Here is a 16,330-nt window from a genome sequence, read left to right as displayed (position 1 = left end):
CATGGCCGAAGCAGCGGCGATCGACGAAGCCGAGCGTGACGAGATGCGTGCCCGGCGGCTGCGCTGGCGAATGCTCGCCGGCTTCCTTGCCGGCCTCGCCATCGGTCTCGCCGTCCATTATGGCGCGCCGGACGCGGCGTGGGTCGAAACGGTCACCGCCTATGTGACGGGGCCGCTCGGGCAGATATTCCTGCGCCTGCTCTTCATGCTCGTCATCCCGCTGCTCGTCTCGGCGCTGATCGTCGGCGTCGCCGAAATGGGAGAGATGCGCGCGCTGAAATCGGTCGGTCTGCGTACGCTCGTCTATACGGTCGCGGTGTCGACGATCTCGGTCGTCATCAGCCTGGCCGTCGTCAACCTGCTCCAGCCGGGCGCCGGGGTCGACCCGGCGCTCGCGCGTTCGCTGATGGCGGAGGGCGCCGCGGGCGCGCAGGCGATCGCCGATCGCGCGGGCGAATCGAAATCGGGGATGGACGCGGTCGTGGCGATCGTCCCCGACAATATCTTCGCGGCGATGGGTGCGAACGACGTGCTCGCGGTGATGTTCTTTGCGCTGTTTTTCGGCATCGGATTGATGCTGGTGAGCACCCCGCGCACCGAGACGCTGAAGACCGCGATCGAAGGGGTGTTCGAGGTGGTGATGAAGCTGATCGGCCTCGTCATCCAGCTCGCGCCGATCGCCGTCTTCTGCTTCATGTTCAACCTCGCCGCGCAGTTCGGCTGGGACCTCATCATCCGCCTGTCGGCGTTCGTCGGCGTGGTGCTGTTCGCGCTCGCGCTCCAGATGTTCGTCGTCTTTCCCGTGCTGCTCAAGACGCTCGCCCGAAAATCGCCCGTCGCCTTCTTCCACGAGACACAGGAAGCGTTCGTCATGGCCTTTGCCACCGCTTCGTCGAACGCGACGCTGCCGACCGCGCTGCGCGTCGCGCACGATCGGCTGCACCTGCCCGACCGGGTCGCGCGCTTTGTGCTGACCATCGGGGCGACCGCGAACCAGAACGGCACCGCGATGTTCGAGGGGGTGACCGTGATCTTCCTCGCCCAATTCTTCGGCATCGACCTGACGCTTCAGCAGCAGGTCGTCGTGATGCTGGTCTGCATCCTCGGCGGGATCGGGACGGCGGGCGTGCCCGCGGGATCGCTGCCGGTGATCGCGCTGATCCTCGCCTCGGTCGGCGTGCCGCCCGAGGGGATCGGGCTGATCCTCGGCGTCGATCGCTTCCTCGACATGTGCCGCACGACGCTCAACGTCATCGGCGATCTCGTCGCGGCGACGGTGGTGTCGGCGGGGGTCAAGGGCGGGGAGCCGGCAGGAGCCGGCCCGCCCGCCTGACGATCAATCGGCCTGAGAATCAATCGGCCTGAGAATCAATCGGGACGCGTCTTGTTCGCCCGGTCGCTCCGCGCGCGGCCGGCCGGCGGCGTCGCGCGCTGCACGGGCGCACTGCGCACCGCCGGGGCAGGGCGCGGGCCGCGGACGGGCCGGGCCGAAGGAGCGGGGCGCGGCGGCGAAGCGACGTCGCGGCCGGGGCGGGGACGACCCGCGCCGGGGCCGCGATCGGGGCGTCCCGGATTGCCCGCTACCGGCGGCCTGTCCGGGCGTCCCGGCCGCGTGCCGCGCGGGCCGTCATCATCGCGATCGCCGCGATGCCATCTGCCGGGGCGGTCCGGCCGTCCGTCGTGGTCGCCACGATGCCAGCCGCCGGGACGACCCGGCTTCCAGTCCTTGCGCCCGCCGTGATGTTTCCACCAGGCGCGGCGCCCGCCCCAATAGTTGAGATACTGGCCGCGCAGCGGATAGCGATTGCGATAATTGTCGAACATCCACATCCCATAGCCGGGATAGTAATAATCGTCGTACCAGCCGCCGCCGAACCCGATGTTCACGAACCCGCTGCCATAATCCGACGCGTCGTAACAGTCATAGCCATAGCCGTCGTCATAGGCATAGCCGTCATAGTCGTAATAAGCGTTGCCATAGCGCGCGGCGCAATCGCCGCCCGATGCGTAGCTCGCGCCATAGACGTCGCCATAATAGCAGCCGCCGAGCGTCGTCGCGGCAAGCGCGCCGAGTGCGATGGAAAGGGGACGCTTCAAACTCTTCGCCATGGGCTTTGTCCTTTGGGGTCCAACGGTTGCGACCCGTCGCTCGATCAGCAAATTGCACGAGTCGAGTTGAATTTGCGGTGAATGCCGTCCCGCGTCCGGAAAGGCGTTACTTGCATCGATGTCAGTAGTTGGTTACGCCTGGCGCCTGAACATATTGGACAAGGGATCGACCGATGAACGCGCCGACGAATATCCAGCCTGCCAGAAGCCAGTGGTCCGAAAAGCGTTTCGGTCCCGACACGCGGCATTGGCTGCCGCGCAACGCCGACAGCGCGATCGACCATATCCCGGGCGAGGACGGCATGCCGATCCTCGGCAATACGCTCGAGCAGCTTCGCGACTATCCCGCTTTCACGCGCCGCATGGTCGCCAAATATGGCCGCGTCTATCGCAACAACAGCTTCGGCGGGCGCAGCGTCGCGCTGCACGGGCCCGAAGCGAACGAGCTGATCATGTTCGACCGCGAGAAAATCTTCTCGTCCGAACAGGGCTGGGGGCCGGTGCTCAACCTGCTCTTCCCGCGCGGGCTGATGCTGATGGACTTCGAAAAGCATCGCGCCGACCGCAAGATACTCTCGGTGGCGTTCAAGCCCGAGCCGATGCGCCATTATGCCGACTCGCTGAACGAGGGGATCAAGGCCCGCATCGGCCAGTGGAGCGGCAAGACCTTCAAATTCTATCCGGCGATCAAGGAACTGACGCTCGACCTCGCCGCGACGAGCTTTCTCGGCATTCCCTGGGGGCCGGAGGCGGACAAGGTCAACAAGGCCTTCGTCGACATGGTGCAGGCGTCGATCGGCGTCGTGCGCGTGCCCTTGCCCTTCACCGCGATGGGCCGCGGCGCGAAGGGACGCGCCTTTCTGGTCGATTATTTCGGCAAGATGGTGCCCGAACGGCGCGAGGGCAGCGGCGAGGACATGTTCAGCCAGATCTGCCGCACGCGCGACGACGATGGCGAATATATGTCGGTCGAGGCGATCGTCGACCATATGAACTTCCTGATGATGGCGGCGCACGATACGATCACCAGCTCGATCACCACGCTCGTCTGGGAACTCGCGCGTCATCCCGAATGGCAGGACCGGCTGCGCGAGGAAATGCTGAGCGTCGCGCCGGCGGGGGAGGGCGTCGGGCATAACAGCCTCGGCCAGCTCGAAATGACCGAATGGGCGTTCAAGGAAGCCCTGCGGCTCGTGCCCCCGGTGCCGAGCTTCCCGCGCCGCGCATTGAAGGATTTCGAATATGGCGGCTATCGCATCCCGGCGGGCACGTCGGTCGGCGTCAGCCCCGCCTATACGCATATGATGGAGGAGCATTGGCCCGAGCCCGAAAAGTTCGACCCGATGCGCTTTTCGCCCGAGGTCGCGCGCGAGCGGCACAAATATGCCTGGGTGCCCTTCGGCGGCGGCGCGCATATGTGTCTCGGGCTGCACTTCGCCTACATGCAGGCGAAAATCTTCTTCCACCATGTCGTCACGACGCACCGCATCACCGTGGCGGAGGGCTATGCGCCCGAATGGCAGGTGCTGCCTATCCCGCGGCCCAAGGACGGGCTGACGGTGAGCTTCGTCCCGCTGTAGGCGGACGAGGAGGGGCAGCTTCAGGGTGGGGAGCAGCCGTTGAGCTGTTGAACTGGTTTCCCCTCCCGCAGGCGGGAGGGGCAGCGAAACTTGCGAACTTGTTCGCTAGTTGCAGCGGGGTGGGCAATCGCACCGCCGCTGCCCACCCCCAGCCCCTCCCGCAAGCGGGAGGGGAGAAGAACGGCCGCTACCGGCCGCTAGCCGTCACCTCCTCTACACCCAGGCGTCCAACTCTCACCCTCGAATAAACAGGTTCCGTATCCACGGCGACCGTCCGCGCGTCGCCTCGCGCCAGTCGCCATCGTCGCCGGCATCGGGCGCGGCGCGGCTGGGATCGAGCAGCTTGATCCGTGTCCCGCGAAACGCCGCCGTGCGATAGGTGACGAACGCCAGCCCATGTTCGAGCGCGGTTGCGGCGAGCAGCGCGTCGCGATCGTTGCCGAGCGTGAGTGCCGCCCGCCGGCGCGCAATCGGCAGATCGACCGGCAGCACGCGGCCCTCGAACGCCGGCAGCAACTGGCCGTCGATCCAGTCGCGCCACGCCGCGCCGGCCGCCTTGCTCTGCTTCGTAGCCAGCGCGGCGCCATTCTCCAGCTCGACGAGCGAGAGCGCCGACAGGAACATCGACTGGCGCGACGTGCGCTGCGCCCATCCGGCGAGCGCCGCGCCGTCGCCATCGGCGCGGGCGTGACGCAGGTCGAACAGAATCTCGGCGTCGAGCAGAAACATCAGGGGCGCCCGTCCAGTGCCTTGCGCAGATGCGTGCGATCAAGCGCGATGTCGCCGGGCGGGGCGGCGAGCAGCTGCGTCATGGTCTCGCGCTCGCCGCTCAGTTGCCGCCAGGCGTCGATGCTGATCAGCACATGCGTGGGGCGCCCGCGGTCGGTGACGAACACCGGCTCGACGAGCGCGAATCGCTTCGCGCGGCTGACGTCCTGATTGAGTTCGCGGCTCGTGACGCGCTTCATCACATCTCTCGCTTGTGCAAAAACATGGCATAATGTGATCGTTCACATGTAGGTATGTTACTACACTGTGGCGACCCGGCAACAAAAATGATCGCGGTGCCCGAAATCGAGGGCAGCGGGCGCGCCCAATCACGTTTCTGCGGTTGCGCCGGCGGCGCTTTCATGTCTCCTGATAGCGGGAACGGGCGCATCGCGGCGTTATTCAGATCGCGGGCGTTACGGTGGGAGAGGGAAATTGGTATTAAATATGTTCGATGAGCTGCTCGGTGCAATCGGCGATGTCCTCGGTGCGCACGGGCCCGCGGTTCATTCGGCGGCGAGCTATACGCCGACCGATTTCAGCATTCATTTCTTTCTCCAGATCGCGGTGATTCTGCTCGTCTGCCGCGCCGTCGGCTGGGCCGCAAAAAAATATCTCGGCCAGCCGCAGGTGGTCGGCGAGATGATCGCGGGCGTCCTCATCGGCCCCTCGCTCTTCGGCCTCTTCTTTCCCGAATTTCAGGCGGCGCTCTTCCCTAAGGAAACGCGCAATATCCTCTATGTCTGCGCGCAGGTCGGCGTCGGGCTCTACATGTTCCTCGTCGGCACGACGCTCCGGCTCGACCATTTCCAGTCGAAGGCGAAAAGCGCGATGGGCGTGTCGGCGGCCGGCATTGTCGCGCCCTTCCTGTTCGCCGCGCTGATCACACCTTTTCTGCTCGATGTTCCCGGCCTCTTCACCGAGGGGCTGAGCCAGGGCGGCGCGACGCTGTTCATGGGCGCGTGCATCGCGTTGACCGCTTTCCCGATGCTCGCGCGCATCATCAACGAACGCGGCCTTGCCGACACCGCGCTTGGCACGCTTTCGCTGACCGCCGGCGCGTTCGATGATGCGGTGTCATGGTGCGTGCTCGCGATCGTGCTCGCGACCTTCGGCGGCGGCCCCGGGATCGCGCTGATCGCGATCGTCGGCGGGCTCAGCTTTGCGCTCTTCATGTTCTTCATCGGACGCCGGCTGCTCGTGCCGCTCGGCCGCATCGTCGAGGAACGCGGCGAAATGAGCGACACGATGCTGTCGATCGTGCTGATGCTCTTCGCGCTCTGCGCCTTCGTCATGGACGCCGCGGGCATCCACGCGGTGTTCGGCGGCTTCATCCTCGGCGCCTGCATGCCGCGCGGCAAGCTGACCGAAGAGATCAAGCGCAAGATCAGCCCGATCACGATCCTGCTTGTTCCGGTCTTCTTCACTTACTCGGGGCTCAACACCCGGCTCGACACGGTGAACAGCCTGACCTTGCTCGCGCTCGCCTTCGGCATCCTCCTCGTCTCGATCGCGGCGAAATTCGGCGCCTGCTGGCTCGCGGCGCGGATCGCTGGGGAAGACAACCGGACCGCGATGGGTATCGGCGCATTGATGAACGCGCGCGGGTTGATGGAACTGATCATCATCAACATCGGGCTGCAAAAAGGGATCATCGGCCCGACGCTCTTCTCGATGATGGTGCTGATGGCGATCATCACCACCGTGATGGCAGGGCCGCTGTTCGAGATCGTCTATGGCCGCAAGGCGCGCGAGACGGGCGAACTCGGCCAACTCGGCACCGACGGACCCGAAGCGCCGCAGGGCGCGGGCCAGCTGGCGGTCGAACCCGCCTGATCAGGCTGTTGCCGCGCCCGCGTTGATCTGATCGATCATCGCGCGGTGCGCCGGCAGTTCGTTCGCCGCGCGGTCGCCGAAGCTCCTGATCCGGGCAAAGATGCGTTCGGCCTCGGCCACGTCGGGGAAATCCTCGCGCACCGGCGACAGATCGGTGCGAAACTCCATGCCATAGAGGATATATTGATAGTTGAAGGGCGCGAAGCTTTCGAGGTCGAGGATGAAATCGAAGCGGCTCGGCGGGCGATAGCGCCATTCCTCCAGCAATTGCGCCAGCCGGTCGGGGATCGACGCCGGGTCGCCATTGTCGCGCCAAAAGGCCTCGCGGCGCTGGCTCAGGCAATAATGGAGCTTCAGAAAGTTGATGATATTGTCGTAGCGCGCCGCCATCAGTTCGTTGAACCGCCGCGCCGGCGCGGCGACCGGCCCGTTCAGCGGGAACATCTCCGCGATCATCGCCGCTGCGGTCTCGATCATCACGAGTCCCGTCGATTCGAGCGGTTCGAGGAAGCCCCCCGATAGCCCGACCGCGACGCAATTCCCGACCCATGCGGCGGGGCGATAGCCGGCCTCGAACGGAATCGACCGCACGGCGACGTCATCGCTCCGTCTGCCCGTATAGTTCGCGAGGATTTCCGCAGCGCGATCGTCGCTGAGATGATCGCTCGAATAGACGCAGCCGAGGCCGCGCGCGCCCGCCAGGCCGATGTCCCATATCCACCCCGCCTCGTGCGCCGCGGCGATCGTATAGCTTTCGATCGGCACGTCGGGACGGTCATAGGGCAGCTTGCACGCCAGCGCGCGGTCGGTGAACAGCTGGTGCTTCACGCGCCGGAAAGGCGATTGCAACGCGCCGCCGATCAGTTCGGCGCGGAAACCCGAACAGTCGATGTAAAGGTCGGCGGCGAGCGGACCATGCTCGGCGGTGACGACATGATCGATCGCGCCGCTTTCGGGATCGAGTGCAACCCCCGTGAGCGTCCCGCCGAGATGCGCGACCCCCATCGCGCTCGCCTGTGCCGAGAGGATTCCGGCGAGCCGCGCGGCGTCGAAATGATAGGCATAGTTCAGCGGCCCGCTGAACTCACCCTCGCCGGGGCGTTTGGGCGCGCGCTGCGCTTCGGCGACGCGGTTCTGGATGGTCATCGCCTCGGCGAACGGCCGCCGCGTCTTTTCTTCCTGGAGCAGCCAATAGGCGACGAGGCTGTGTCCGTCGCCATGAAAGGGCGGCTCGAAGGGGTGCAGGAAATGGCTCGACCGGCCGGCTTTGGGCGTGCGCACCCAATCGTCGAACCGGATGCCCTGCTTGAAGGTCGCCGACGTCGCGCGCACGAACGCGCTTTCGTCGATGCCGATGAACCGCAGCGTATCGCGGATCGTCGGAAAGGCGCCTTCGCCGACGCCAATGCTGCCGATCTCGTCCGACGCCAGCAGGGTGATCGACAGGCGCGGGTTGCGCGGCAGGTCGAAAAAGCGCGCGAGATAGGCGGCGGTCAGCCATCCCGCTGTGCCGCCGCCGACGATCAGGATCGAGCGTGTCGCCATGCGGAACCTATCGAGCCGCAAAATGCTTTCGCCAAGCGGTAATTTGCGGCACCGGTGAAGCGAAACCCATGAAGACTCTCCGCCCCTATCTGATCTGGTTCGCCGCCGCGATATTGCTGACGATCGGCGCGATTTTCGGCATGCAGTGGGCGCGCGACCATCCCCAGCATTTCCCCGGCGCGCGCTTCGAGCTCGCGCATCCGCAAGGATGGGCGACGCGCCGCAAGCTGATCGCGTTCGCCGGGGACGATGCCGCCTGCTTCGCCGCCTTCGACCGCGCGGGTGCCGGCTATCTGCGGCGGCCGCCCGTCGGCGACGGGATGTGCCGCGCGAGCCAGCGCATGATCCTGACCGGCAACCGCTTCGTACCGACGATGCGGCCCGCGGGCGCGGCGCCGGGGTGCGCGGTGACCGCGGCGCTGGCGATCTGGGACCGCGACGTGGTCCAGCCGCTGGCGCAGAAATATTTCGGGCAGAAAGTGGTCGAGCTCGAAAATCTCGGCAGCTACAACTGCCGCAAGATCGCGGGACAGCAGGCGCAGAGCGAGCATTCGACCGCCAATGCGATCGACATCTCCGCCTTCGTCCTCGCCGACGGGACGCGGATCGCGCTGATCAATGATTGGGAACCCGGCGACAAGCGCAGCGAATTCCTCCACGACGTCCGCGACGGATCGTGCGACCTGTTCAGCACCGTCCTCTCTCCCGACCATGATGCGGCGCACGCCAATCATTTCCATTTCGACATGGCGGCGCGGACGGGCGGCTGGTCGGTCTGCCGCTAGACGGTGAAGCTCTCGCCGCAGCCGCACGCGCCCTTGGCGTTCGGATTCTCGAACACGAAGCCTGCGGCGAAGTCGTCTTCGACCCAGTCCATGACGCTGCCGATCAGATAGAGCACCGACGCGCCGTCGATGTAGAAGGTGCCGCCCGGCGTCTCGATCTTCTCGTCGAACTTCTGCTCCTCGGTCACATAGTCGACCGAATAGGCGAGCCCCGAACAGCCGCGGCGCGGGGTCGACAGACGCACGCCGATCGCGCCTTCGGGCGCCGATGCCATCAGCTTCGCGATGCGCTCCTCGGCGTTCGGCGTCAGCGTCACGGCGGCGGGGCGAGCGCGGGTGTTGGTCTCGGTCATCACAGCATCCCCAGTTCGAGCCGCGCCTCGTCGCTCATATTCTGCGGCGACCAGGGCGGATCCCAGACGAGGTTGACCTCGGCGTCGCCGACCCCCGGCACGGCGCCGACGCGCAGTTCGACCTCGCCCGGCATCGATTCGGCGACCGGGCAATGCGGGGTCGTCAGCGTCATCGTGACGAGCACATGGCCTTCATCGATCTCGACATTGTAGATGAGGCCGAGATCGTAGATGTTCACTGGAATTTCGGGGTCGTAGATTTCCTTGAGCGCGTCGATCACGGCTTCGTAGAGATCGCCGCCGACCGCGCCGGGATCGGCCGCCGCGGGCTTGGCGGCGAGGAAGCCCTCCAGATAGTCGCGCTTGCGCTCGAGCTTCGCGCCCATCGTTTCTGGCGCGGTCTCGACATCCTCGACGCGCGCCTTCGGCGGCGCCGCGACGCTTTCCACTTCCTCGATCCGAATTCCGTTCTCGCTCATCCGAAAATCCTTTCGACGCGGGCGAGGCCGTCGATCAGCGCCGCCACATCGTCGTCATTGTTGTACACGCCGAAACTCGCGCGCGCGGTCGCGGGAACGCCGAGATGCTCCATCAGCGGCTGCGCGCAATGGTGCCCGGCGCGGATCGCGACCCCGCTTTCGTCCAAGATAGTGCCGATGTCGTGCGGATGAACCCCCGCCATCGAAAAGCTGACAATTCCTGAACTGTTTTCAGGACCATAGAGGGCGATGCTATTCTTGCGTGCGAGGGCGTCGCGCAAGCTGCCGACCAGCGCGCATTCGTGCGCGTGGATCGCCTCGATCCCGATGCTTTCGACATAATCGACCGCCGCCGCGAGCCCGAGCGCCTCGACGATCGCGGGCGTGCCCGCCTCGAAGCGCGTCGGCGCGGGGGCGTAGGTCGTCCGCTCGAAGGTCACGCGGTCGATCATCGACCCGCCGCCCTGCCAGGGCGGGAGCGTATCGAGCTTGTCGCTCCACAAAACGCCGATGCCGGTCGGCCCGTAAAGCTTGTGGCCCGAGAAGGCATAATAGTCGCAGCCGAGCGCGGCGACATCGACGGGCAGCCGCGGCACCGCCTGGCAGCCGTCGATCAGCAGTTCGGCGCCGACGCGGTGCGCGAGTTCGGCGGCGCGCGCGACGTCGAGCGGGCTGCCGAGCACGTTCGAGACGTGGGCGAAGGCAACCATATTATGTTCGGGGGTCAGGATTTTCGCGGCCGCGTCGAGATCGATGCGGCCGTCTTCGGTCAGCGGGCAGACGTCGACCTGCCAGCCTGCGAGCTGCCACGGCACGATATTGCTGTGATGCTCGAGCATCGACAGCAGCACGCGGCCCTTCTTCGGGTGCGAGTAAGCGACGAGATTGATCGCCTCGGTCGCGCCGCGCACGAAGGTCACGTCATTCTCGCGCGCGCCGATGAAGGTCGCGATCCGCCGCCGCGCCGCTTCATAGGCGAGCGTCATGTCGGCCGAGCGCGCGTAGACGCCGCGATGGACGGTCGCATAGTCGCGGCCCATCGCGGCGACCGTCGCGTCGATGACGGCTTGCGGCTTCTGCGCGGTCGCGGCGGTGTCGAGATAATGCCAGCCGGGGGTGAGACCGGGGAAGTCGGCCCTGATGTCCCCCTCCCGCTTGCGGGAGGGGTTAGGGGAGGGCATGTCGAGGCCGGGCGCTGACGAAACAGGCCCTCCCCCGACCCCTCCCGCAAGCGGGAGGGGGGATGAAATGTCGGCGCCGCTCACACCAATTCTCCCAGCTTCGCCAGCGCGAGCGCCTGCAACCGCGCCTCATCCTCGGCCCCGTCGAACACGCCGGCGACGAACGCCTGCAGCAGGATCTTCTTCGCCTCGGCCGGCGGCATCCCGCGCGACTGGAGGTAATAGAGCGCCATGGCGTCGAGCTCGCCGATAGCGCAACCGTGCGCGCATTTGACGTCGTCGGCGAAGATTTCGAGCTCGGGCTTGGCGTTGGCGGTCGCGCTGCGCTCGAGCAGCATCGCCTTCACATCCTGCTCGCTGTCGGTCTGCTGCGCGTCGCGCGCGACGGCGACCTTGCCGAGATAGGTGCCGGTGGCGGTGCCGCCGAGCACCGAACGCACCATCTGCCGCGACGTCGCGCCGGGTTCGGCGTGCGTAACGGTGGTGATAATCTCGAGAGTCTGCTCGCCGCCGCCGATCTGCGCCGCGCCGAGCGTGAAATCGGCGCCCTCGTGCAGCGTGACGGCGAGTTCGATGCGGCCATAGGCGCCGCCGATGTTGAGCACATGCAGCGACGCGGTCGCGCCCTTACCGACGCTCATCTCGATCTGATGGATCGCTGCCCCAGAGGCGGATACGTCCTGCACGATCGCGCGTTTGAAGTCGCCGCCCGCGGGCACGACGATGCTCTCGGGCGCGGGCAGCGGCCACGCTGCGGTCACCGCGTCGATGTCGCTATAGCGCCACGCTTCGTCGCGCCGGGTGGGGAGGGTGACGGTCAAACGACGAACTCCCGCACTTCGTCACCCCGGACTTGATCCGGGGTCCCGCTTCCTTCGGCGCCGAAAAAGCGGGATGCCGGATCAAGTCCGGCATGACGATAGAAAGGAAGGCGCGGGTTGACGCTCACGCCGCGATCTCCGCATAGCCTTCGCGTTCGAGTTCGAGCGCCAGCTCGGGCCCGCCCGACTTGACGATGCGCCCCGCCGCGAGGACGTGGACGAAATCGGGCTGCACATAGTCGAGCAGGCGCTGATAATGGGTGATCAGCAGCACCGCCTTGTCGGGGCGGCGCATGATCGCGTTGATCCCGTCGCCCACGATGCGCAGCGCGTCGATGTCGAGGCCCGAATCCGTCTCGTCGAGGATCGCGAGCTTGGGGTCGAGGATGCCCATCTGCACCATCTCGTTGCGCTTCTTCTCGCCGCCCGAAAAGCCGACGTTCACCGGGCGCTTGAGCATGTCCATGTCGAGCTTCAAGAGCTCGGCCTTCTCGCGCGCGAGCTTCAGGAAATCGCCGCCCGACAGCGGTTCTTCGCCGCGTGCCTTGCGCTGGGCGTTGAGGCTCTCGCGCAGGAACTGGACGTTCGACACGCCGGGGATCTCGACCGGATATTGAAAGCCGAGGAACAGGCCGGCGGCGGCGCGCTCGTGCGGGTCGAGGGCGAGGAGGTCCAAATCCCCCTCCCGCTTGCGGGAGGGGTTAGGGGAGGGCATGTCGAGTTTGGACGCTGCCGAAACAGACCCTCCCCCGACCCCTCCCGCAAGCGGGAGGGGAGAAAATGTCACCGACCCCCCGGTCACCTCATAGCCTGGACGGCCGCCGAGAACATAGGACAGTGTCGATTTGCCCGCGCCGTTCGGCCCCATGATCGCATGAATCTCGCCCGCATTGATGGCGAGCGACAGGCCCTTCAGGATCGGCTTGTCGGCGACGGTGGCGTGGAGGTTTTCAATTTTGAGCATGGTCATCTTTCAAGCCCCTCCCCTTCAGGGGAGGGGTTGGGGTGGGGGCTCTCAGCCTTACGCAACGCTTCAGAAATGACGGTCAACACGCCATCCACGTTGGACATCACATCATGATTTGTAACGCGAAGGGTGCGATAGCCTTGCTCTGCCAGCGTCTTATCGCGGGCGCGATCTACGGCCTCTTCGTGCGTATCGCCATCGACTTCGACGATCAATTTCGCCGGTACACAGACAAAATCGGCAATGAACCATCCAACGACCTGCTGGCGACGGAACTTATGTCCCTCAAGCTGGCCGTTCGACAAATGTCGCCACAGCCGCTTTTCGGGTTCGGTCGGGTTGTTGCGCATTTGACGGGCGCGATTCTGCAATTCGGCGAGGTCCAAGGCCGATAGCCCCCACCCCCGGCCCCTCCCCTGAAGGGGAGGGGTGGATAGGCGTTTGGCCTGATCGGTGGGCGAAAGGCTTGTCACCCGACCGATCCTTCCAGCGAGATCCCCAGCAGCTTCTGTGCCTCGACGGCGAACTCCATCGGCAGTTGCTGCAGCACTTCCTTGGCAAAGCCGTTGACGATCAGCGCCACCGCCTCTTCCTGCCCCAGCCCGCGCTGCATCGCGTAGAAAAGCTGGTCGTCGCTGATCTTGCTCGTCGTCGCTTCATGCTCGACGGTCGCGCTCGGGTTGCGGACTTCGATATACGGGACCGTATGCGCGCCGCACTGATCGCCCAAAAGCAGGCTGTCGCACTGGGTGAAGTTGCGCACGCCCTCGGCATTGGGCGCGACGCGGACGATGCCGCGATAGGTGTTGTTCGACTTGCCCGCGCTGATCCCCTTGCTGACGATGGTCGAGCGGGTGCGCTTGCCATTGTGGATCATCTTGGTGCCGGTGTCGGCCTGCTGGTAATTGTTGGTGACCGCGACCGAATAAAATTCGCCGACGCTGTCGTCGCCGTTGAGGACGCAGCTCGGATATTTCCAGGTGATCGCGCTGCCGGTTTCGACCTGCGTCCACGATACCTTGCTGCGCTTGCCCTGGCAGAGCGCGCGCTTGGTGACGAAATTATAGATGCCGCCCTTGCCCTCGGCGTCGCCGGGATACCAGTTCTGGACAGTCGAATATTTGATCTCGGCATCGTCGAGCGCGACCAGTTCGACCACCGCGGCGTGGAGCTGATTCTCATCGCGCATCGGCGCGGTGCAGCCTTCGAGGTAAGAGACATAGGCGCCCTTGTCGGCGACGATCAGCGTCCGCTCGAACTGCCCCGTATTTTCGGCATTGATGCGGAAATAGGTCGAAAGCTCCATCGGGCAGCGCACGCCCTCGGGCACATAGACGAAGGTGCCGTCGGAGAAGACCGCACAATTGAGCGTCGCGAAATAATTGTCGTGCATCGGCACGACCTTGCCGAGCCACTTCTTCACCAGCTCGGGATATTCGCGGATCGCTTCGGAGATGGAGAGAAAGATCACGCCCGCGCGCTTCAGCTCCTCGCGGAAGGTCGTCGCGACGCTGACGCTGTCGAACACCGCATCGACCGCGACCTTGCGTGCGCCCTCGACGCCGGCGAGCACCTTCTGCTCCTCGATCGGGATGCCGAGCTTCTTGTAGACCTCGAGGATCTCGGGATCGACCTCGTCGAGCGACGACAGCTTCGGCTTCGCCTTGGGCGCCGCATAATAATAGGCGTCCTGATAGTCGATCGGCGGGACGTTGAGCTTCGCCCAGTCGGGCGTCTCCATCGTCTGCCAGTGGCGGAACGCCTTCAGCCGCCAGTCGAGCATCCATTCGGGCTCGTTCTTCTTGGCCGAGATGAAGCGGACCGTGTCCTCGGTCAGCCCCTTGGGCGCGAAGTCGGTCTCGATGGCGGAGGACCAGCCATGCTCGTAATCGGCGACCTTGGCGGCGGCGTCGTGCGCAGCCTGGTCCTTGAGGGGGAGTTCGATAGGGTCGGTCATGCTTCTATCCTCCCCTCCCGCTTGCGGGAGGGGTTGGGGGAGGGAATGTTCGTGGAACCGGGAGCCGCTACAGGCCCTCCCCAAACCCCTCCCGCAAGCGGGAGGGGCTTAACGAGGCTCGCCAGGCTGATCCCCGCCAGCGCCCCGCGCACCGCGCCGTTGACGACGCCCAGATGCGGCTGGACCTGGCAGCTTCCCTCGAAACCGCAGTCGTGGCGCCCCTCGTCGCAGCAGGCGGTGAGCGCGATCGGCCCTTCGACCGCCTCGATGATCTCGGCGACATTGATCGCCGCCGCGGGCCGCGCGAGTCGCACCCCGCCGCCGCTGCCGCGCGAGGCAACGAGCAGCCCGGCGCGTGCGAGCTGGCTCACCAGCTTCTGCGCGGTCGGCCCGGGAATCCCCGTCTGTCCGGCGAGCATCCCCGCGTGAATCGGCACCGACCCGCACTGGCGGGCGGCGGCGCTCATCAGCACCACGGCATAATCGGCAAGGTTGGACAGGCGCATGTTCTTCTTCCGCCCGCAATTGCGAACGATTCTTAACTGGAGTAAATTACTCCACTTATATAGGCGAGGCGGTCGCGGGGTGCAAGCAAGCCGTGGTTGGGCGGGGTAAAGATGAGGGTGGGGCGGGAGAGTTTCGACCGATAATTGCGGCGCGCTTTCCTATTTCGTCATTCCCGCGAAAGCGGGAACCCAGCGTGGGATCAGCCTACGCGCGCTCTGGGTTCCCGCTTTCGCGGGAATGACGAATATTTGATGTGGCAGCTTCCCAGCCCATAATCACTCGATACACGCCAAAAAAAATGGCACCCATCCGGCCGAAGCCAAATGAGTGCCAAGATGAAGGTCTCAAGTCCTCGTCAGAGGATGAGCTCTTCTGGGTCGCAGGGGGGAATTATGCCCCCGCGACGATTCGCGATTGTATGGAAACGCCAAAACGACATGCGGCGTAATTTTTGAAGGTTAACGGCTCAGGTTTCGGAGACGATCGGGCTGACCTTGCCGGCGAGCTGCTTGCGGCCCTTGGTCGTCGCCTCGGTGTAGGTCGTCGGCTTGCCGAGCTGGCCCGGCGTCGCGCCGGCGAAACGCTTGATCTCGCGGATCAGGTGCGACTGGTCGTAGAAGGCGTCGCCGAGCTGGGCCGCATCGAGCCCTTCGCCGCGCGCGAGCGCCGACGCGGCGCGGACCGCGCGGTATTTGCGCGCGAGCATCCGCGGCGACAGGCCGTAATAATGTTTCGTCATCCGTTCGACCGAGCGGATCGACATGCCCGTCGCCTCGACCAGCTCGGGAACCTGGGGCGAGGGTGATGCGGTCAGCCAGCCGTCGACGATGCGAATGAACCACATCGGCGGCTGCTCGTTGCGCGTCAGCACCTCGCGCGCGAAATTATTGCCGATGACCAGCTTTTCCTCGACGCTCGCGGCCTTTTCGAGCGCCGTCGCCACCTCGTCGATCCACGGGCCGAACAGGTCGGCGGCATCCATCGCGCGGTCGGTCAGCTTGTCGGCATCGTCGCCCATCAGCGCGGCCCAGCCCGCGGGCAGCATGCCGAAACCGAACATCTGCGTCGGACGGTTGCTGATCGCGCGCACGCGCCCGCTCGTCGGGCCGACGATATTCGCTCTGCAAACCGGCGCATGATGGGCGTCGGCAAAGATATATTCGCCATCGGCGGCGGTCACGAAGCGGAATTGCGGCCGGTCGGCGCGTTCATATTCGTCGAACCGCGGCATGTTGACGCGCGCGAAGTAAAAGCTCGACACCATCTCCGCCAGATCGGGATCGGGCGGAAAATAATGCAGCTCGAACGGCGCGCTGCCGTCCACGCCCGCAGGCGGGGATGAAGTTTGCGACATGGACCCAGACCCCGACAGCCTTTCCCCGGCTGCCTTCTTATCCGGGAAATCATTTGCCTTTCGTTCCCGCGCGTCAAGCGCCAATCGT

The 16,330-nt window shown here is 65.5% G+C and carries 17 protein-coding genes; 4 read left to right on the top strand and 13 right to left on the bottom strand.

Annotated features, from left to right (window positions below; genetic code table 11):
• Position 1: 1 nt before the first annotated feature.
• Positions 2 to 1,333, top strand: a complete 1,332-nt coding sequence (locus tag QZL87_RS12570; protein ID WP_295319876.1) for a dicarboxylate/amino acid:cation symporter — start codon at positions 2 to 4, stop codon at positions 1,331 to 1,333.
• A gap of 35 nt (positions 1,334 to 1,368) precedes the next feature.
• On the opposite strand, the gene QZL87_RS12565 is transcribed toward QZL87_RS12570, so the two are convergent.
• Positions 1,369 to 2,109, bottom strand: a complete 741-nt coding sequence (locus tag QZL87_RS12565) for a hypothetical protein (RefSeq protein ID WP_295319874.1) — start codon at positions 2,107 to 2,109, stop codon at positions 1,369 to 1,371.
• A gap of 173 nt (positions 2,110 to 2,282) precedes the next feature.
• Here QZL87_RS12565 and QZL87_RS12560 point away from each other — a divergent pair, with 173 nt between their 5' ends.
• Positions 2,283 to 3,689, top strand: a complete 1,407-nt coding sequence (locus QZL87_RS12560; RefSeq protein WP_295319872.1) for a cytochrome P450 — start codon at positions 2,283 to 2,285, stop codon at positions 3,687 to 3,689.
• 234 nt (positions 3,690 to 3,923) lie between these two features.
• Here QZL87_RS12560 and QZL87_RS12555 read toward each other — a convergent pair whose 3' ends face one another.
• Positions 3,924 to 4,418: a PIN domain-containing protein gene (locus QZL87_RS12555; RefSeq protein ID WP_295319869.1), complete on the bottom strand. Its 495-nt coding sequence runs from the start codon at positions 4,416 to 4,418 to the stop codon at positions 3,924 to 3,926.
• Positions 4,418 to 4,657 (bottom strand): type II toxin-antitoxin system prevent-host-death family antitoxin, encoded by a 240-nt coding sequence (locus QZL87_RS12550; RefSeq protein WP_295319866.1) that lies wholly within the window; start codon positions 4,655 to 4,657, stop codon positions 4,418 to 4,420. Before QZL87_RS12550 ends, QZL87_RS12555 begins: the two co-directional genes overlap by 1 nt.
• 247 nt (positions 4,658 to 4,904) lie before the next feature.
• On the opposite strand from QZL87_RS12550, the gene QZL87_RS12545 reads away from it, so the two are divergent.
• Positions 4,905 to 6,293, top strand: a complete 1,389-nt coding sequence (locus QZL87_RS12545; protein ID WP_295319864.1) for a cation:proton antiporter — start codon at positions 4,905 to 4,907, stop codon at positions 6,291 to 6,293.
• Here the strand turns inward: QZL87_RS12545 and QZL87_RS12540 are convergent, their stop codons facing one another.
• Entirely contained in the window at positions 6,294 to 7,838 is a 1,545-nt protein-coding gene (locus QZL87_RS12540; RefSeq protein ID WP_295319861.1) for a tryptophan halogenase family protein, read from the bottom strand.
• A 68-nt stretch (positions 7,839 to 7,906) separates the two neighbouring features.
• Here QZL87_RS12540 and QZL87_RS12535 point away from each other — a divergent pair, with 68 nt between their 5' ends.
• Positions 7,907 to 8,623 (top strand): extensin family protein, encoded by a 717-nt coding sequence (locus QZL87_RS12535; RefSeq protein WP_295319858.1) that lies wholly within the window; start codon positions 7,907 to 7,909, stop codon positions 8,621 to 8,623.
• Here the strand turns inward: QZL87_RS12535 and QZL87_RS12530 are convergent.
• The 9 genes from QZL87_RS12530 to QZL87_RS12490 form a co-directional block, all read right to left on the bottom strand.
• Positions 8,620 to 8,976, bottom strand: a complete 357-nt coding sequence (locus QZL87_RS12530) for an iron-sulfur cluster assembly accessory protein (protein WP_295319856.1) — start codon at positions 8,974 to 8,976, stop codon at positions 8,620 to 8,622. The two genes, QZL87_RS12535 and QZL87_RS12530, sit on opposite strands and share 4 nt — an antisense overlap.
• Positions 8,976 to 9,455, bottom strand: coding sequence for an SUF system Fe-S cluster assembly protein (locus QZL87_RS12525; protein WP_295319854.1), 480 nt, complete (start codon positions 9,453 to 9,455; stop codon positions 8,976 to 8,978). The genes QZL87_RS12530 and QZL87_RS12525 overlap by 1 nt, the downstream gene beginning before the upstream one ends.
• Complete coding sequence (locus tag QZL87_RS12520; protein WP_295319852.1) at positions 9,452 to 10,636, bottom strand: cysteine desulfurase; 1,185 nt, start codon at positions 10,634 to 10,636, stop codon at positions 9,452 to 9,454. The genes QZL87_RS12525 and QZL87_RS12520 overlap by 4 nt, the downstream gene beginning before the upstream one ends.
• A gap of 80 nt (positions 10,637 to 10,716) precedes the next feature.
• Positions 10,717 to 11,457 (bottom strand): SufD family Fe-S cluster assembly protein, encoded by a 741-nt coding sequence (locus tag QZL87_RS12515; protein ID WP_295319850.1) that lies wholly within the window; start codon positions 11,455 to 11,457, stop codon positions 10,717 to 10,719.
• A 124-nt stretch (positions 11,458 to 11,581) separates the two neighbouring features.
• Complete coding sequence (gene sufC / locus QZL87_RS12510; RefSeq protein ID WP_295319847.1) at positions 11,582 to 12,421, bottom strand: Fe-S cluster assembly ATPase SufC; 840 nt, start codon at positions 12,419 to 12,421, stop codon at positions 11,582 to 11,584.
• Between the two features lie 2 nt (positions 12,422 to 12,423).
• A complete protein-coding gene (locus QZL87_RS12505) occupies positions 12,424 to 12,795 on the bottom strand; it encodes a DUF559 domain-containing protein (protein ID WP_362989349.1) in 372 nt (123 codons plus the stop codon).
• Between the two features lie 98 nt (positions 12,796 to 12,893).
• Positions 12,894 to 14,381 carry a Fe-S cluster assembly protein SufB gene (gene sufB / locus QZL87_RS12500; RefSeq protein ID WP_295319843.1) on the bottom strand — a complete coding sequence of 496 codons (1,488 nt, stop codon included), beginning with the start codon at positions 14,379 to 14,381 and terminating at the stop codon, positions 12,894 to 12,896.
• The gene (locus QZL87_RS12495) at positions 14,378 to 14,887 is read right to left on the bottom strand and encodes an Rrf2 family transcriptional regulator (RefSeq protein WP_295319841.1); all 510 of its coding nucleotides are present in this window, start codon (positions 14,885 to 14,887) and stop codon (positions 14,378 to 14,380) included. Before QZL87_RS12495 ends, sufB begins: the two co-directional genes overlap by 4 nt.
• 467 nt (positions 14,888 to 15,354) lie before the next feature.
• Entirely contained in the window at positions 15,355 to 16,212 is an 858-nt protein-coding gene (locus tag QZL87_RS12490) for a helix-turn-helix domain-containing protein (protein WP_295319839.1), read from the bottom strand.
• Between the last annotated feature and the right edge of the window lie 118 nt (positions 16,213 to 16,330).

The sequence above is a fragment of the uncultured Sphingopyxis sp. genome, from assembly GCF_900078365.1.
Lineage (GTDB): Bacteria > Pseudomonadota > Alphaproteobacteria > Sphingomonadales > Sphingomonadaceae > Sphingopyxis.
This window is presented reverse-complemented; position numbering and strand designations above follow the sequence as displayed.

Excerpts from the sequence above, each read along its gene's own strand:
- QZL87_RS12570 (WP_295319876.1), top strand. The coding sequence starts at position 2 with ATGGCCGAAGCAGCGGCGATCGACGAAGCCGAGCGTGACGAGATGCGT.
- QZL87_RS12565 (WP_295319874.1), bottom strand. The coding sequence starts at position 2,109 with ATGGCGAAGAGTTTGAAGCGTCCCCTTTCCATCGCACTCGGCGCGCTT.
- QZL87_RS12560 (WP_295319872.1), top strand. The coding sequence starts at position 2,283 with ATGAACGCGCCGACGAATATCCAGCCTGCCAGAAGCCAGTGGTCCGAA.
- QZL87_RS12555 (WP_295319869.1), bottom strand. The coding sequence starts at position 4,418 with ATGTTTCTGCTCGACGCCGAGATTCTGTTCGACCTGCGTCACGCCCGC.
- QZL87_RS12550 (WP_295319866.1), bottom strand. The coding sequence starts at position 4,657 with ATGAAGCGCGTCACGAGCCGCGAACTCAATCAGGACGTCAGCCGCGCG.
- QZL87_RS12545 (WP_295319864.1), top strand. The coding sequence starts at position 4,905 with ATGTTCGATGAGCTGCTCGGTGCAATCGGCGATGTCCTCGGTGCGCAC.
- QZL87_RS12540 (WP_295319861.1), bottom strand. The coding sequence starts at position 7,838 with ATGGCGACACGCTCGATCCTGATCGTCGGCGGCGGCACAGCGGGATGG.
- QZL87_RS12535 (WP_295319858.1), top strand. The coding sequence starts at position 7,907 with ATGAAGACTCTCCGCCCCTATCTGATCTGGTTCGCCGCCGCGATATTG.
- QZL87_RS12530 (WP_295319856.1), bottom strand. The coding sequence starts at position 8,976 with ATGACCGAGACCAACACCCGCGCTCGCCCCGCCGCCGTGACGCTGACG.
- QZL87_RS12525 (WP_295319854.1), bottom strand. The coding sequence starts at position 9,455 with ATGAGCGAGAACGGAATTCGGATCGAGGAAGTGGAAAGCGTCGCGGCG.
- QZL87_RS12520 (WP_295319852.1), bottom strand. The coding sequence starts at position 10,636 with ATGCCCTCCCCTAACCCCTCCCGCAAGCGGGAGGGGGACATCAGGGCC.
- sufC (WP_295319847.1), bottom strand. The coding sequence starts at position 12,421 with ATGCTCAAAATTGAAAACCTCCACGCCACCGTCGCCGACAAGCCGATC.
- sufB (WP_295319843.1), bottom strand. The coding sequence starts at position 14,381 with ATGACCGACCCTATCGAACTCCCCCTCAAGGACCAGGCTGCGCACGAC.
- QZL87_RS12495 (WP_295319841.1), bottom strand. The coding sequence starts at position 14,887 with ATGCGCCTGTCCAACCTTGCCGATTATGCCGTGGTGCTGATGAGCGCC.